General features: G+C 68.5%; 16 protein-coding genes. All 16 read right to left on the reverse strand.

Features of this window, described 5'->3' with window-relative positions:
- Positions 1–27: 27 nt before the first annotated feature.
- Positions 28–1,947: an ATP-dependent zinc metalloprotease FtsH gene (ftsH, locus tag O5I81_RS04435; RefSeq protein WP_271067740.1), complete on the reverse strand. Its 1,920-nt coding sequence runs from the start codon at positions 1,945–1,947 to the stop codon at positions 28–30.
- Positions 1,948–1,984: 37 nt separating this feature from the next.
- A complete protein-coding gene (tilS, locus tag O5I81_RS21425) occupies positions 1,985–3,400 on the reverse strand; it encodes a tRNA lysidine(34) synthetase TilS (protein WP_348637290.1) in 1,416 nt (471 codons plus the stop codon).
- Positions 3,397–4,260, reverse strand: coding sequence for a tol-pal system protein YbgF (ybgF, locus tag O5I81_RS04445; protein WP_271067741.1), 864 nt, complete (start codon positions 4,258–4,260; stop codon positions 3,397–3,399). Before ybgF ends, tilS begins: the two co-directional genes overlap by 4 nt.
- 91 nt (positions 4,261–4,351) lie before the next feature.
- Positions 4,352–4,906, reverse strand: a complete 555-nt coding sequence (gene pal, locus O5I81_RS04450) for a peptidoglycan-associated lipoprotein Pal (protein WP_271067742.1) — start codon at positions 4,904–4,906, stop codon at positions 4,352–4,354.
- A 149-nt stretch (positions 4,907–5,055) separates the two neighbouring features.
- Positions 5,056–6,354 (reverse strand): Tol-Pal system beta propeller repeat protein TolB, encoded by a 1,299-nt coding sequence (gene tolB / locus O5I81_RS04455; protein ID WP_271067743.1) that lies wholly within the window; start codon positions 6,352–6,354, stop codon positions 5,056–5,058.
- A 64-nt stretch (positions 6,355–6,418) separates the two neighbouring features.
- A complete protein-coding gene (locus O5I81_RS04460) occupies positions 6,419–7,204 on the reverse strand; it encodes an energy transducer TonB (protein WP_271067744.1) in 786 nt (261 codons plus the stop codon).
- A 219-nt stretch (positions 7,205–7,423) separates the two neighbouring features.
- Complete coding sequence (locus O5I81_RS04465; RefSeq protein WP_271067745.1) at positions 7,424–7,912, reverse strand: ExbD/TolR family protein; 489 nt, start codon at positions 7,910–7,912, stop codon at positions 7,424–7,426.
- A gap of 4 nt (positions 7,913–7,916) precedes the next feature.
- Complete coding sequence (gene tolQ / locus O5I81_RS04470; protein ID WP_271067746.1) at positions 7,917–8,615, reverse strand: protein TolQ; 699 nt, start codon at positions 8,613–8,615, stop codon at positions 7,917–7,919.
- Between the two features lie 418 nt (positions 8,616–9,033).
- A complete protein-coding gene (gene ybgC / locus O5I81_RS04475; protein WP_271067747.1) occupies positions 9,034–9,486 on the reverse strand; it encodes a tol-pal system-associated acyl-CoA thioesterase in 453 nt (150 codons plus the stop codon).
- 10 nt (positions 9,487–9,496) lie between these two features.
- Positions 9,497–10,012: a hypothetical protein gene (locus O5I81_RS04480; RefSeq protein WP_271067748.1), complete on the reverse strand. Its 516-nt coding sequence runs from the start codon at positions 10,010–10,012 to the stop codon at positions 9,497–9,499.
- Between the two features lie 22 nt (positions 10,013–10,034).
- On the reverse strand, positions 10,035–10,499 hold the full coding sequence (locus O5I81_RS04485) for a hypothetical protein (protein ID WP_271067749.1): 465 nt from the start codon (positions 10,497–10,499) through the stop codon (positions 10,035–10,037).
- Between the two features lie 133 nt (positions 10,500–10,632).
- Positions 10,633–11,673: a Holliday junction branch migration DNA helicase RuvB gene (ruvB, locus tag O5I81_RS04490; RefSeq protein ID WP_271067750.1), complete on the reverse strand. Its 1,041-nt coding sequence runs from the start codon at positions 11,671–11,673 to the stop codon at positions 10,633–10,635.
- 187 nt (positions 11,674–11,860) lie between these two features.
- Entirely contained in the window at positions 11,861–12,472 is a 612-nt protein-coding gene (gene ruvA / locus O5I81_RS04495; RefSeq protein WP_271067751.1) for a Holliday junction branch migration protein RuvA, read from the reverse strand.
- A complete protein-coding gene (gene ruvC, locus O5I81_RS04500; RefSeq protein WP_271067752.1) occupies positions 12,469–13,008 on the reverse strand; it encodes a crossover junction endodeoxyribonuclease RuvC in 540 nt (179 codons plus the stop codon). Before ruvC ends, ruvA begins: the two co-directional genes overlap by 4 nt.
- Positions 13,009–13,051: 43 nt before the next feature.
- The gene (locus O5I81_RS04505) at positions 13,052–13,762 is read right to left on the reverse strand and encodes an MgtC/SapB family protein (protein ID WP_271067753.1); all 711 of its coding nucleotides are present in this window, start codon (positions 13,760–13,762) and stop codon (positions 13,052–13,054) included.
- 179 nt (positions 13,763–13,941) lie between these two features.
- Positions 13,942–14,685: a YebC/PmpR family DNA-binding transcriptional regulator gene (locus O5I81_RS04510; protein ID WP_271067754.1), complete on the reverse strand. Its 744-nt coding sequence runs from the start codon at positions 14,683–14,685 to the stop codon at positions 13,942–13,944.
- Positions 14,686–14,771: the final 86 nt, after the last annotated feature.

The following is a 14,771-nucleotide window of genomic DNA, read 5'->3' on the forward strand; positions in this document are numbered from 1 at the left end:
CCGGTCCTTGCGGGCCGGGGGCTGATCCTAGTCGATGTTCCTGGCCGTGGCCGTTCCCGGCCGGGGCGACAGGGGCACGGAGACCGAGGGGCCGCCGGGGCGGCGCGGCTCGATGTCGTCGCGGACCGGTTTGACGCCCTTCAGCAGGTTGGTGATCTCCTCGCCGCTGAGGGTTTCGTACTCCAGCAGGCCCTGGGCGACGATCTCGAGATCGGCGGCCTTCTCGGTCAGTATGCGCTTGGCCTCGTTGTAGCCGTCGTCGACCAGGCGCTTGACCTCGGAGTCGATCTTGCGGGCAGTCTCTTCGGAGACGTTCTGGGTCCGGGCCACGGAGTGACCGAGGAACACCTCTTCCTGGTTGTCGCCGTAAGAGACGAAGCCCAGCTCGTCGGAATAGCCCCATTGGGTGACCATGGCGCGGGCCAGGTTGGTCGCCGCCTTGATGTCGCTGCTGGCGCCGGAGGTGATGTTCTCCTTGCCGAAGATCAGCTCCTCGGCGACCCGGCCGGCCATCATGATGGCCAGGCGCGAGGTCATCTGGACGTACTTCATCGAGTAGCGGTCGCCTTCGGGCAGCTGCATGACCATGCCCAGAGCCCGGCCGCGCGGCACGATGGTGGCCTTGTGCACCGGGTCGGCGCTGGGGACGCTCATCGCCACCAGGGCGTGGCCGCCCTCGTGATAGGCGGTGTTGCGCTTTTCCTCTTCGCTCATGGCCATCGAGCGGCGCTCGGCGCCCATCATGACCTTGTCCTTGGCGTGCTCGAAGTCATGCATGGTGACCATGCGGCGGTTCTTGCGGGCGGCGGCCAGAGCGGCCTCGTTGACCAGGTTGGCCAGGTCGGCGCCGGAGAAGCCGGGGGTGCCGCGGGCCAGGGTCTTTACATCGACATCGGCCGACAGCGGCACGTTGCGCATGTGGACGCGCAGGATCTTCTCGCGGCCGGTGACATCGGGGTTGGGCACCACGACCTGACGGTCGAAGCGGCCCGGACGCAGCAGGGCCGGGTCCAGCACGTCGGGACGGTTGGTGGCGGCGATCAGGATGATGCCTTCGTTGGCCTCGAAGCCGTCCATCTCGACCAGCAGCTGGTTGAGGGTCTGCTCGCGCTCGTCATTGCCGCCGCCCAGGCCGGCGCCGCGGTGGCGGCCGACGGCGTCGATTTCGTCGATGAAGATGATGCAGGGGGCGTTCTTCTTGGCCTGCTCGAACATGTCGCGCACGCGGCTGGCGCCGACGCCGACGAACATTTCCACGAAGTCGGAGCCCGAGATGGTGAAGAAGGGCACGCCGGCTTCACCGGCGACGGCGCGGGCGATCAGGGTCTTGCCGGTGCCGGGAGGGCCGACCAGCAGGGCGCCCTTGGGGATCTTGCCGCCCAGGCGCTGGAACTTGGCCGGATCCTTCAGGAAATCGACGATTTCCTGCAGTTCTTCCTTGGCCTCGTCGACGCCGGCGACGTCGTCGAAGGTGATCCGGTTCTTGTTCTCGGTCAGCAGCCGGGCCTTGGACTTGCCAAAGCCCATGGCGCCCCGGGCGCCGCCCTGCATCTGGCGCATGAAGAAGATCCACACCCCGATCAGCAGCAGGATCGGCAGGGCGCCGGACAGCAGGCTGAGCAGGTTGAACTTGTCGCCGCGCGGGAAGCTGACGTCGATGCCCTTGGCTTCCAGGCGCTTGAGCAGGTCCTCGGTCGGCGGGGCGGTGGTGAAGTAGGTGACCTTGGGGTCGGCGGTGCTCAGGCGCACCCGCGTCGCCGACTGCCAGTCGAGTTTGCGGACCTCGCCGGAATCGACCTTGGTCAGCATGGTCGAGTAGCTGATGTCGCCGCCGGCCTTGGAGCCGGTCGGGGCGCTGATCGTCTGGTTGTTGCCGCTCAGCACACTGTAGATGCCGATCATCACGACGACGATGACGCCCCAGACCGCGAAATTCCGCAAATTCATGCTGTCTACTCAGGTCCGCAAAAAGGGTTGTGACACATCAATGTAGGACGCCGCCTCCGGGTTCGCCACAAGGCGCGACCGGATGCGCATCCGCTTCCTTTGTGATCAGGCCCAGCGCCGCTTCGAAACGGAGCCGGACCAGCGACCGGATACGGACAGACGGGCTAGCTGCAAGGATCGGGCAAGTCCAGACCCCGGCGCCGTCGCTGACCAGCGGAAGCGCGCCTCTGACGGCCGGCGGCAGGGCTTTCAGCGCGGACTGCTGGGATTTTGGCAGTCTGGCGGTGTGGCCCCAAAGCGGTTGCACGGTAAGGCCTGGCGCCTCGGCGGTCAGTTCGAAACGGCCGTCGAATACGGCCGGTTCGTTTTGGGACAGCCGCAGGGGCGGCGAGGGCGCGCGCGACAATTCGCCGGTCTCGCGGCAGACGGTGATCGTGTCGCCGGTCGCCTCGATGCGGGCGCCGGCCAGGGTGGCGATGGTGTCCTCGCGCGCGATGCGGGCCAGGAGGCTGTCCAGCTGTTCGGTGCGCGGCGGGGTCGATGTGCCGGCGGCGCAGAGGCAGGCAGCCGCGATTTCGCGAGCGGACGCATCCCGATGCAATGTGATTATCCCAGCGTGGTCAGCCGCCGTGAGAGGTCCCTTCTCCCCTCGCGGGAGAAGGTGGCCCGAAGGGCCGGATGAGGGGGCTCCCAGGTCCTTCAACCGCGATGAGACGGTCGTGAGGGGCTGCGTCGAGCGCCGGTGAACCCCCTCATCCGTCGGCTTCGCCGACACCTTCTCCCGCGAGGGGAGAAGGGAGCCCAGAGGCGAACTCCCAAGCTGGCCGGCTCTGGCCCGCGCCCTGGCGTAGCGCAGGTCGAGGTTGGCCGGGTCGTCGATCCAGGCCTTGCCGCGACGCGCCAGCCAGTCCTGCAGGTCGCCGCGCTTCAACCCCAGCATCGGCCGCAGCACGAAGACCCCGCGCCCGTCCGGCCAGGCGGGGGAGGGACCCCATTCTCGGGCGTCCGGGACGGTCGAGCCCGCGGCCCGCATGGCGGCGCTTTCGCCAAGGTCGCTGGCGGTGTGACCCATCAAGAGGACGGTGGCGCCCGCGTCCCGCGCGGCCTTGGCCAGCAGGGCGTGGCGGGCGGCGCGGGCGGCTGCGGGCAGGCCGGTCGCGGGCTTGTCGCCGTCCCAGGTGAGCGTCCGGTGGGCGCGGCCGCGTTCGGCGGCCATCTCGGCGCATCGCTCGGCCCAGGCGGCGCTGACCGCCTGCAGGCCGTGATCGACGGTCAGGGCGATGACCGGGCGGCCGTTCTGGCGGGCCCAACCGCTGACCAGATGCAGCAGGGCCAGGGAGTCCGAGCCGCCGGAAAGGGCGACGGCCAGGGGCGCGTCCGAATGGGTCTCCAGCCGTTCGTCGAGGACGGCCGCGACCCGGGTCGCGACGGGGTCGGCAACCTGGACGGTCAGCCCGCGCACTTGGCCTGCGCGCGGACCGCCTGGGCCCGGGTGGTCACGCCGGCGGCGGCGTTGGGGTAGCGGCGGGGCAGTTCGCCCAGCGCCTGGCAGGCGTCGGCGGGCAGCTTCTGGGCGACCAGGCTCTTGGCCAGTTCGACCACCGCATCTGGGGCCCAGCTGGTCTTGGGCCAGCCGCGGACGGCGCCGAGATAGGCGCTGGCGGCCCTCGAGTTGTCGCCCCGGGCGCTGAGCGTCTTGCCCAGCCAGTAGCGGGCTTCGGGCGCCCTCGGGGTATCGCCGAACGCGCCGACATAGCGGTCGAAGCTGACCTCGGCGGCCGAGTAGTCGCCGTCGGCCATCTGCTTGCGGCCGAGCGCGAACAGTTCGTCCGGGTCGACCGGCGTCTCGGCGACGGCGGCCTGTTCCTCGGTCGGGGCGGCGGCGGCGGCCGCTTCCAGGCTGGCGATGCGGCCTTCGAGGGCGGCCAGGCGATCGCCGAGCAACTTGTTGTTGGCTTCGGACGCCGCCAGGGCCTGCTTGGTGCGGTAGAGGTCCATGCCGAGCTCTTCGTTGCCGGCGTTGCTGCGGGTCAGGGTCTGTTCGAGGTCGGCGACGCGGTCGGTGAGGGCGGCGATCACCGCGCCCGTCTCGGCGTCCTGCACGACCACCGGCTGGCCACTGTCGCGGCCCTGGAAGACGATGGCGCGCAGCTCGCGGACCACCTTCTCCATCTTCTCCAGCCGCCTGACCGAGCGGTCGTCGAGTGGGTCGGGCATGGGGGTCTGGGCCACGGCGGCGAAGTGCACCGAGACGGCGATCAGCACCGCAAGGAAGGGGGCGGCCTTGAGCGAGGAGGAGAGCGTCGGCTTCATGGCGTCAGAGTGTCCTGTGTCCGGCGTCAATATTACGGCAAAAGGGGGCCGCCTGAAGCGACCCCCTCCGTGCCTTGGTCTACAGGGTCGCCTAGTAGCCGCCGCTGGTGATGATCGTCTGGCCGTTACGGTTCTGCTGGTAGGCTTCCTCGTCCGTGCCCGGATTGATCGGGCGTTCCTTGCCGTTCGACAGGGTCATGATCCGGCTGGGCGAGACGCCGCGCGAGACCAGGTAGTCCTTGACAGCGTTGGCCCGGCGGCTGCCGAGGGCCAGGTTGTACTCGCGGGTGCCCCGCTCATCGGCGTTGCCTTCGATGCGGATCGAGACGTTCGGATAGCGGCGCAGCCAGGCGCCCTGGGCGTCGAGCACCGGCATGGCGTCCGAGCGGATGTCGTAGCTGTCGAGATCGAAGTAGACGAAGTCGCCGACGTTGATGATGAAGTCCTGGCTCGAGCCGGGGATCGGCCGGCTGTCGACGGGGCCGGGGCCCTTCGGCGGGACGTAGGTTTCACCACCGCCGCCGCCCTGCGGCGGGCGCGGTCCGGGGTCGGGATTGGTCTTCGGCTTGGTCGCGCAGGCGGCCAGTGAGGCGGCGGCGACGGCCACCAGGGCCAGTCTCATGACGCTTTGGGTGTTGAAGCGCATGGCTTCCTCCTTCGGCTAGATTTGTCGGCCCGATAGTGGCGCCGATCCTTGAACGCGTGCGACTTAAAACTCTGACCGGGGCTCACAATGCCGTGGGAGTGCGACGCCCGGACAACAATTCTTCTGACGATTGAACCTTCTGTTCCCGACTAGTCCAGCAACGGTGACCATGCCGGGTCGGATCCCGAGCCCCGATAGGGGGCTGGACGTAGAATGCGGCCGGTGATGTCCACGTTCCACAGACGCGGCTCGCCACCCCGCCCTTCGCGGAAAAACATCAGCACCCGGCCGTTCGGCGCCCAGGTCGGGCCTTCATCGAGGTAGCTGGTGGTGAGGATCCGTTCGTCCGACCCGTCGGGCTTCATCACCCCGATGTGGAACTGGCCGCCCGATTGCTTGGTGAAGGCGATGAAGTCGCCCCGGGGGCTCCAGACGGGGGTGGTGTAGCGGCCGCCGCCCCGGCTGATGCGGCGCACGCCCGAGCCGTCGGCGTTCATGACGTAGAGCTGGGGGCTGCCGCCGCGATCGGAGTTGAAGACGATCTGGCCGCCGTTGGGCGAGAAGCTGCCCGAGGTGTCGATGCCCGGGTCGCTGGTCAGTCGGGTCTGGCCCCGGCTGCGCAGGTCCATCAGGTAGAGGTCGCTGTTGCCGTTCTTCTCGACGCTGAAGACGACGCGGTCGCCGTTCGGCGAGAAGCGCGGGGCGAAGACCATGCCGGGGAAGCGGCCGAGCGTTTCCTGCCGCCCGGTCGAGATGTTGAACAGATAGATCGACGACCCCGTCGGCCGCAGGGCCATGTAGGTGATCTCCTGGCTGTTGGCCGAGAAGCGCGGGGTCATGACGATGTAGCTGCCGTCGGTCAGGTAGCTGTTGTTGGCCCCGTCCTGGTCCATGATCGACAGGCGTTTGACGCGCTTTCCGCGCGGGCCGCTCTCGGCGATGAAGACGACGCGGGTGTCGAAATAGCCGCTTTCGCCGGTCAGCCGCTGGTAGATCTGGTCGCTGATCTTGTGGGCCACGCGGCGCCAGTTTTCCGGCGTCGAGGTGAATTGCAGGCCGAGCAGCTGGGTGCCCGAGCCGATGTCCCAGAGGCGGAAGTCGACGCGCAGGCGGCCGTCGCCCTCGGTGGTCACCTGGCCGTTGACCAGCACCTGGGTGTCGATGGTCTTCCAGGCCTCGAAGTTGGGCTGGATGGCGATGTCGAGGTTGCGCTCGGGGAAGGCGGCCGGATTGACCGGCGCGAACAGGCCCGACTGCTCGAGGTTGGCGCTGATCACCCCGGCGATGTCGCCGCCGCGGCCGCCGCTGAAGGCGGGAATGGCGATCGGCACCGGCTGGATGTTGCCCTGGTTGACGTCGACCTCGATCTGGGCGGCGGCGACGCCGGGCAGGGCGGCCGTTCCCATGATCAGGGCGCAGAGCGCGAAGAGCAGGTGGCGGAGAGTCATGTCGGGCTCCTCGTGGCGCAGGGCTGCGCAGCTTCGCGCAGGTCGGGGACGGGAATGAGGCGGCTCATAGAGCACAGGCCTTCTGGGCGTCGAAGTTGAGGGTCAGGCTGTCGCCGGCCAGTTCGGGCGGCATGTTCTTGAACGGTTGGGCGCGATTGACGGCCAGGATCGCCCGGGTCTTGCCGGCCTCGACCAGTTCCGGGCTGGCGCCGGAGCTGCGGATGATCTCCGGCTCGCCGATAACGCGGCCCGACGGCGACAGCACCACCTTGACCGAGACCCTCACCGACCGGCCGCCTTCGACGAAGCAGTTGGGCCGCCAGTATTTGTAGAGGTCGGCCAGCAGGCCCTGCAGCCATTCGCCGGGCGGACCACCGCCGGCCCCGCCGTTGGGTGTCGGCTTGGGCGAGGTCGGGGGCCGGGGCGGCCCCTTGGTTCCGCCGCCCTCGGGCCGGCCGCCGCCGTTGTTCTTCAGGCGCTTCTCAAGGTCATCGAAGTCGAGGTTGGTCTGTTTCTTCGGCGTTGGAGAGGGCGTCGGCTTGGCCTTCTCCTTCGGCTTCTCGGGCGTCGGCTTGGGCTCAGGCGTCGGGGTCGGCACGGGGGCCGGCGGAGCGACGGGCTCGGGCGGCAGTTCCGGGATCGGTTCCTCGGTCAGGGCGTCGAGCTCAGGGCCTTCCTCGGTCTTGCGCAGCTCGGCCGGGCCCTCGGTGACGATGGTCACCGGCACGGCGCCGAGGGTGATCGGTTTGGACGGGTGCGGCCAGGCGAACAGGGCAAGCGCGGCCACGCTCAGGTGGACGACCACCGAGGCGATGAGAGCGGGGGCGAGCTGGCGACGTTCCCGGGCCATGGGGGTCTCATCCTCCCCCGTTTACGGGGGAGGGGGACCGTCGCCGAAGGCGATGGTGGAGGGGGCGAGTGACGGAGTGAGCAGCGTGGGAGGGCGAAGAATGGTGGCCGCGCGGGATCGGCGACGTCGGCGCACGGCCCTCGCCCCCTCCACCACCCGCTGCGCGGGCGGTCCCCCTCCCCCGTGAACGGGGGAGGATGGAGACGCGCGCGCCCTCAATCATTCCGACGCCGCCTCGGACTTGGGGCCGCTGGTCGGGCCGCCGGTGTCGGTGATCAGGTTGATCCTGGTGAAGCCGCCGGTGCTGATCGCCGCCATCACCTGGGCCACCACCTCGTAGGAAGCCAGGCCATCGGCGCGGACATAGATCGGGCGCTCGAAGTTCTCGTTGGACATGGCTGCCAGCCGGGCCTTGAGGGCGGCGAAGGGCACCTCCTCCTCGCCGACATAGAGCTTGCCGTCCTTGCGGACCGTCAGGGTCAGGGGCTCGGACTGGTCCTGCAGCGAGCCGGCCTCGGTCTTGGGCAGTTCGATGGAGACCCCGCTGGTCAGCAGGGGGGCCGAGATCATGAAGATGATCAGCAGCACCAGCATGACGTCGACCAGCGGGGTGACGTTGATCTCCGACAGGGCGCCGCGCCGGCCGCGGCCACGGCGCCGACGGCGACCGCCGCCCGCCCCGAAGGCGTCGTTGGAGGAAAGCGCCACCCTCCTAGACCTTCTCGGCCAGGCGGCGCTGGATGGCGGTCGACAGGTCGTCCGCGAAGCCTTCCAGACGGGCGGCGAACTTGCCGGCGTCGGTCGAGAACTTGTTGTAGGCGATGTAGGCGGGAATAGCGGCGATCAGGCCAAGCGCCGTGGCGAACAAGGCTTCCGCGATAGCGGGGGCAACCACGGGCAGGGAGGTGTTCTGCTCCAGCGCGATGTTCTTGAAGGCGTTCATGATGCCCCAGACGGTGCCGAACAGGCCGATGAAGGGGCTGGCGGTGGCGACGATGGCAAGCGTACCCAGACCCTCTTCGGCCTTCTGGCTTTCGCGGGCGATATTGCTGTCGAGCACGCGGTCGATGCGCTGGATCAGCAGGGCGGTCTGGGTATCGCCGATGGCGCCCTTGGCCCGGGTGTCGCGCCATTCGCGCAGGGCGGCGTTGAGCAGGCGGGGCAGGGGGTGTTTCGAATTGCCGGCCTCCTGGGCGACTTCTTCGAGGGGACGGCCCGAGCCGACCTTGTCCTCGAAGGCGTTGGCCTGGCGGTTGAGGCCGCCGAAGCGGACGAACTTGTCGATGATCACCGCCCAGCTGACCAGCGAGGCGATGGCGAGGCCGACCATGACGCCCTTGATGACCCAGTCGGCCTTCAGGAACAGGGCGATGAACGAAAAGCTCTCGGCCGTGACGGCGTGCGGTTCCATGCGGCTTTGGGCTCCCCCGAAATCAGTGTCGTCTTACCCGCATCATCTGGCTGGGTTTGGTGACAATAAGGCGTCGAAAAGACATGTGCCCTAGTGGTTAACCAGCTGTGACCGGAATGCACGTCCGCTCGTCGGCTGCGTGCAAAATCGGGGCGGCGCGGGGGCGGGGGCGATCGGGGCGCTATCGAAGCGGACCTACATTATAGCCCATGCGAGGGCCCGCCAGCCGGACAACTGCGACAAGGGGTTGATCGGCCTGTCTTTTTGCCGTGGCCGGGGCGCTGGTTTTGTAGCCCGGTCCGTGGGTCGTGCGTAGGTCGACCGGCGGCAAAAGTGGGTCGCCGCGTGCCCACGGCGGAGACGCTTTCGGCGCGGGTTCGGCGAAGCGCCCGAATTGGGCGATAATATCACCCGGAGTTTATTCCGGGGCGAACCAGGGGCGGAGCTTTTCGGCCATGCCGGGCGGCGGTTTCGAGGGGCGGCCGTCGAGGCGGATGCAGGCGGCGTTGACCACGGCCTGGGCGATCAGGTCGTCGCCGCGGGTGATGGTCTGGCTGATGAACAGGCGGGGGCCTTTGACGCGGTCATAGGTGGTGCGGACGACCAGGGCGTCGTCGATGCGGGCCGGGCGCTTGAAGTCGAGTTCCATGCGGGTGACGACGAAGGCGATCGGCTGTTCGCCATCCAGCAGGTCGCTGTGCGAGACGCCGGCCAGGCGCAGGAAGTCGCTGCGGCCGCGCTCGAGATAGCGCAGGTAGTTGGCGTGGTAGACGACGCCGGAGAAGTCGGTGTCCTCGTAGTAGATGCGAACGGGCAGGCGGTGCTCGCGGCCGACGAAGAGACCGGCGGTGGGTTCGGGAAGGTCGGACATCGCGGCCTTTCTAGCTGACGATCGGCGGGCTTGAGCGGGCGTCGGCGGGAGATTCGATCTCTCCATCGACCTGGTTCCGGATGAAGGCCAGCAGGAAATCATGCTCATCCCGGGCCAGCCAGCGGCAGAAGGCGACCAGGCCGACGCCGAAGGCCAGAATGAAGAGTAGGTCAGGCAGTCCCGAGGGGCCGGCGCCATGCGCGCCAAGCGTCCCCAGCGTGACGAGGCCGATGAAACCGAACCAGAAGGCCATGAAGAGGGTGGCGAAAATCGGCATGGAGGATCGGGCGAGGATCCGGCTGCCGCCGGCCGTCTCCTGGATGGAGAGGCGCATGACGGTCTGAAAGCTGTTTCGGTACCAGATGCGTTTGCGCAGCCAGCCGCCCTGAGAGCTGACCTGGCCTATGACCGGCTTGCCGCCGAACAGGCCCAAAGTGCCGTCCAGGCCCATCGAAAGATCCTTGGCGCAGGCCTGCGGGGTCAGGGTCGACCGGACGATGTCCCGCCGTGGGCCGAGCCAGTCCAACAATCCCATCCGTGACGCCCCCTCAGACCTCGGTCGCCTCCGTCATACGGGCCAGCCGCTCTATGAGGAAGGCGTGGTCTCGCGTCGGATCGCCCCGGCCGAACAGGAAGGCCAGCAGGATGGCGGCCAGAAGGGTCGGGGCGACGATCAGGATCGGCCAGTAGCGTTCCAGCAGGCCGCCCGCCACGGCGAAGGCGCTGGCCAGGCCGACGACGGTGATCAGCAGGCCGAACCAGCCTCCGGCGAACAGCGCCGCGAGGGGGTGCAGGCCGCGGCGACAGATCAGGGTGGTGGCGGCGCCATCGCCCTGAAGGCTGACGTCCAGGCAGACGCGGAACAGACTCCGCCAGCGGACGCGGCGGCGCAGGCTGGCGTAGAGGGGGCCGACCTCGCCGATGATCGGCTTGCGGCCGAAAACGGTCCAGGGACTATCGACGCCGGCCTTCAGGCGGGCGACGCAGGTTTGATGATCCAGCGGGGAGTGCAAATGCGTCTCCGGGATCAGGGCGAGGTGAAAGGGAGATATGACACGAACTCGGGACGACCTGATGCCGGTACAATCGGCGTCGGGATAACAGAGTTCCCGATCAGGAATTCTCAAATGACCCGTTTTGGGTTTTTTATTCCTCGAATAGCGTCCCTTGCGCCTTGGGCGGCAGGCCCGGCGGGGTCGGCGGCTCCGCCAAGCCCAGATGCAGATAGGCCTTGCCGCAGGCGACGCGGCCGCGCGGGGTGCGCTGGATGAAGCCCTGCTGCATCAGGTAGGGCTCGATGACGTCCTCGACGGCGTCGCGGGCCTCGGCGATGGCGTAGGCGAGGGTTTCGACCCCGGCCGGGCCGCCGTTGTAGTGCTCGATCAGGGCGCGCAGGTAGCGGCGGTCGAGGCTGTCGAGGCCATGCTCGTCGACTTCCAGGCGGGCCAGGGCGCGGGCCGCATGCTTCTGGTCGATAATTTCAGCCCCGTCGGCGGCGGCGAAGTCGCGGACCCGGCGCAGCAGGCGGCCGGCGACGCGGGGCGTGCCCCGCGAGCGGGCGGCGATCTCGGCGGCGCCGTCGTCGCTGACGGCGATGCCCATGCGGCGTGAGGCGTGGTCGATGACCAGCTTGAGCTCGTCCTTCGTGTAGAACTCCAGGCGGATGGGGATGCCGAAGCGGTCGCGCAGGGGCGTGGCGAGCAGGCCGGCGCGGGTGGTGGCGGCGACCAGGGTGAAGGGAGCCAGATCGATGCGGATCGAGCGGGCCGAGGGGCCTTCGCCGATGACCAGGTCGAGGACCTGGTCCTCCATGGCCGGGTAGAGGATTTCCTCGACGTTCGACGAGAGGCGGTGGATTTCGTCGATGAACAGGACGTCGTTGGGTTCGAGGTTGGTCAGGATGGCGGCCAGATCGCCGGCCTTGGCCAGCACCGGGCCGGAGGTGGCGCGGAAGTTGACGCCCAGTTCGCGGGCGACGATCTGGGCCAGGGTGGTCTTGCCTAGGCCCGGCGGGCCGAACAGCAGGACGTGGTCGAGCGGCTCGCCGCGACCCCGGGCGGCGTCGATGAAGACCTTGAGGTTGGCCTTGGCGCCCTGCTGGCCGACGAACTCGGCCAGGGTCTGGGGCCGCATGGCCTTGTCGGGGCCCTCGGTGGGGGCCTCGTTGGGGGAGACGATGCGGGTCATGCGACCTCCCTCCCCGAATGGGGAGGGCAGGCGCGCGTTGCGCGCCGGGTGGGGCAGTGGGTCACTGGCCCGGGCCGGTAAGGCTTCTCGGTGGATCGTCTCGTCCGTCTCAGACCGACTTCCCCACCCGACGCGCGTAACCGCGCGTCTGCCCTCCCCATTCGGGGAGGGAGGTTGGCGGCCGGGCTCATCGTCCGAGCTCCTGCAGGCCGGCCTTGATCAGGGCGGACACATCGGCCTCTTCCCCCAGCCGCAGCGAGGCCTGTTCGATCACCCGGCGCGCCATCGGTTCGGCGACGCCTAGGCCCATGAGGGCCGAGACCGCTTCGCCGGTGGCGCTGGGCGCGGCGGCGCGGGGGGCGGCGGTGTTGGGGGCGAAGATGGCCGGGCCGTCGCTGATCGGCTTGTCCTTCAGCTCGGTGACGATGCGTTGGGCGAGCTTGGGGCCGACCCCGTTGGCGCGGCCGATCAGGGCCTTGTCGTCGCGGGCGATGGCGCCGGCCAGTTCGGCCGGGCTGGCGACATCGAGCACGGCCATGGCCGCCTTGGGACCGACGCCCTGGATGGCGCGCAGCAGGACGAAGGCGCGGCGCTCGTCGCGCGCGAGAAAACCGTAGAGCTGCGGGCCGATCTGCTCGCTCCAGGGGTTTTCCGTATGGAGCACCGTCTCCTCGCCGACCGGCGGCAGGCGGCTCAGGGTGCGGGCCCCGCAGCGGACGACGTAGCCGACGCCGCCGACATCGATCAGGCACTCGTCTTCGCCGATCTCGGCGACGATGCCGCGCAGACGGCCGATCATGCAACCCTCCCCAGCGCCTTGCGCAGGCTGTGGTGGGTGACCTGCCCGATGGCGCGGGCCTTGCGGGCGTGGGCGTGGGCGATGGCGACCGCAAGCGCGTCGGCGGCGTCGGCCGTGGCACCGCCGGCGGCGGGCAGCAGGCGGGCGATCATGTAGGCGACCTGGGTCTTGTCGGCGCCGCCGGTGCCGACGACGGACTTCTTGACCTCCTTGGCGCTGTATTCGGCGACCAGCAGGCCGGCGCGGGCCGGGGCGATCATGGCGGCGGCGCGGGCGTGGCCGAGCTTCAGGGTCGACTGGGCGTTGGTGTTGAGGAAGGTCTCCTCCACCGCGGCCTCATGCGGGGCGTAGGTCTCGATGACGCCGGTGATGCCTTCGAACAGGCAGAGCAGGCGGTCGGAGAAGGGGGCCTTGTCGTCGGGCGAGATGACCCCGTGCGCGACCCAGCTCAGCCGGGCGCCCTCGACGTCGATGACGCCCCAGCCGGTCTTGCGTAGGCCCGGATCGAGCCCGAGGAGTCGGATCGTGTTCGCCATATGTTTCCCTACATTGGCGACGAGTCTGAAGAAAGTGCAAACGCTAGTGGTTACGCGGCGCGATCTCGAATTCCACCACATTGCGGTTGTCGCGCAGCATGGCGGCCAGCAGGTCCATCTTGGCGCGGCTGTTGGCGCGGACGGTGGCGCCGTGCTCGATCAGGGCGCCCTTCTTCATCAGGCGGTGGCTGAAGGGGGCCGGGTCGAGGCCGAGTTCGAGAATCTGGCGGCGCAGTTCGGCGGTGTCGGGGGCCGAGTCGCGGGCGTAGCGGATGGTCACCTCGGCCAGCGCCTGTTGCGGCAGCCAGCGGTCGATGACGCGGAAGGTGTTGAGGATGATCAGGGCCAGCACGGTGCCGCCGATCGCCACGCTCCAGAAGCCGACGCCGTAGAGGATGCCGAGCGCCGAGGTGATCCAGATCGAGGCCGCTGTGGTCAGGCCGTGGACGGTGAAGCCTTCGCGGAAGATGACGCCGCCGCCGAGGAAGCCGACGCCGGTCAGGATGCCGTGGCTCATGCGCACGGGGTCGATGCGGATGACGTCATGCGGCGTGCCGCCGCCGACCCAGGCGATCTGGTGGTTGGCCGCGACCATCAGCATGGCGCTGGTCAGGCAAAGCAGAGCGTGGGTGCGAAAGCCGGCCGGCTGGCCGCGATGACCGCGTTCGACGCCGATCAGACTGCCGGCGACCAGGGCGCCGACGAGGGGCAGATAGTACTCGGGATGAAAGACCCGAGCGTCGAGAAATTCCATGGATAACCCTCCGGGAGCGGATCATTCACCCGTTCGCCAGAGTTGGAAATAGGTTTGTAATTCCGGGGACATGTTCGGATTTCGCAGAAATCCGTACGTGTCCCCTCTTGGGTTTTCGCCCGCTGAAGGAAGAGGGGACACGTACGATTTGCTGCGCAAATCGAACATGTCCCCGGGCATCACCCCAGCTTGGCCAAATCCTCGTCGCTGATGTCGAAGTTGGCGTAGACGTTCTGGACGTCGTCTTCGTCGTCGAGGGTGTCGATCAGCTTCATGATCGTGGCCACGGCGTCGCCCTCGACCGGGACCAGCATCTTCGGCCGCCAGGTGATGGCGGTGGTCTTGGGATCACCGAGGGTTGCGGCGAGGGCGTCGATGACGGCGGTCATGTCCTCGAAGGCGGTCCAGATGACGTGGCTCTCTTCGTCGGACTCGACGTCCTCGGCGCCGGCCTCGATGGCGGCTTCCATGACGGCGTCCTCGCTGCCGGCCGAGGCGGGGTAGGTGATCTGGCCCATGCGGTCGAAGTTGAAGCTGACCGAGCCGGTCTCGCCAAGCGCCCCGCCGTTCTTGGCGAAGATCGAGCGGACGTTGGCGGCGGCGCGGTTCTTGTTGTCGGTCAGGGCCTCGACGATGACGCCGACGCCGCCGGGGCCGAAGCCTTCGTAGCGGATCTCGTCATAGCTTTCGGCGTCGCCGCCCTGGCCCTTCTTGATGGCGCGTTCGATGACGTCCTTGGGCAGGCTTTCGGACTTGGCGTTGTTGACCGCCAGGCGCAGGCGCGGGTTCATCGAGGGATCGGGCAGGCCGGTCTTGGCGGCCACGGTGATCTCGCGCGAGAGCTTTGAGAACAGCTTGGACCGGGCGGCGTCGGCGCGGCCCTTGCGGTGCATGATGTTCTTGAATTTTGAGTGGCCGGCCATCGTCGGTCTTCTGTCTGGACATGAAATCGGGACCGGGGTTCTAGCGCCCGCAGGCGGCTCTGTCATCCGGGCGCGGATTCAGTCTA

This window comes from Caulobacter sp. NIBR1757 (assembly GCF_027912495.1).
Lineage (GTDB): Bacteria > Pseudomonadota > Alphaproteobacteria > Caulobacterales > Caulobacteraceae > Caulobacter.